Origin of the sequence: Bradyrhizobium sp. INPA03-11B, from assembly GCF_040446015.1 — a bacterium.
Taxonomy (GTDB): domain Bacteria; phylum Pseudomonadota; class Alphaproteobacteria; order Rhizobiales; family Xanthobacteraceae; genus Bradyrhizobium; species Bradyrhizobium macuxiense_A.
The window spans coordinates 1-1,083 of sequence record NZ_JASGSR010000271.1; the positions used below are offsets into that span (position 1 = coordinate 1).

Annotated in this window: 1 protein-coding gene; it reads left to right on the forward strand. The window is 61.4% G+C overall.

Features of this window, described 5'->3' with window-relative positions; all coding sequences use genetic code 11:
- Nucleotides 1-281 precede the first annotated feature (281 nt).
- Nucleotides 282-1,083 (forward strand): sugar phosphate nucleotidyltransferase (locus tag QMZ05_RS40875; protein ID WP_353705896.1); only part of this gene is annotated, 802 nt, incomplete at its 3' end.

Below are 1,083 nucleotides of genomic sequence, written 5' to 3' on the forward strand. Positions count from 1 at the left end.
GTCCCCTAGTCAAATCCCGGTCCTAGAGAATCACGATACGAAACGCTTCGCTACCGACTTCTTCAACAGCCTGCTAGGCCGAAATCGCGCGTCGTCAATAGGTTTAACCAAGTCGCAACCCCGCTCCCCGGCAGCTGAAATCCAAGGAACGAAAACCCGCCATCCCGCTTTGCCCAACCGGGACGCTCTTGCTACGTTCCAATCGGCCCCGTTGGCGCCCGATCAGGCCTTCCGGACAAGAGAAGGTAGCGGAGCCAGCCTGAAGTTCTGGGAGGATGACCATGAGATCAGTCGGAAATGAACCATTGTCGCGTTACGCCCTCGCTTTCGTGCTGGCCGGCGGACGCGGCAGCAGGCTTCAGGAGCTCACCGACAAGCGCGCCAAGCCGGCCGTGTATTTCGGCGGCAAGTCCCGCATCATCGATTTCGCGCTCTCCAATGCCGTCAACTCCGGCATCCGCCGCATCGCGGTGGCGACCCAGTACAAGGCGCACAGCCTGATCCGGCATCTGCAAGGCGGCTGGAACTTCTTTCGCCCGGAACGAAACGAGAGCTTCGACATCCTGCCCGCAAGCCAGCGCGTCTCCGAGACGATGTGGTATGTCGGCACGGCCGACGCGGTCTACCAGAACATCGACATCCTCGAGGCGCACGGCACCAAGTACATCCTGGTGCTCGCCGGCGACCACGTCTACAAGATGGACTATGAGATCATGCTGAAGCAGCATGTCGAGAGCGGCGCCGACGTCACGGTCGGCTGCCTCGAAATGCCGCGCGCGGAATCCAGCGCCTTCGGCATCATGCACATCGACGACACCGGGCTGATCCAGTCCTTCCTGGAGAAGCCGGCCGATCCGCCGCCGATGCCCGGCAAGCCCGACAAGTCGCTGGCCAGCATGGGCATCTATGTCTTCAATTCGGAATTCCTGTTCGACGAATTGCGCCGCGATGCCGCCGACCCGAACTCGGCCCACGATTTCGGCAAGGACATCATCCCCTATATCGTGAAGCACGGCCGGGCGATCGCGCATCAGTTCAACGATTCCTGTGTCCGCTCCGGCGATGATCCCCGCTCCTACTGGC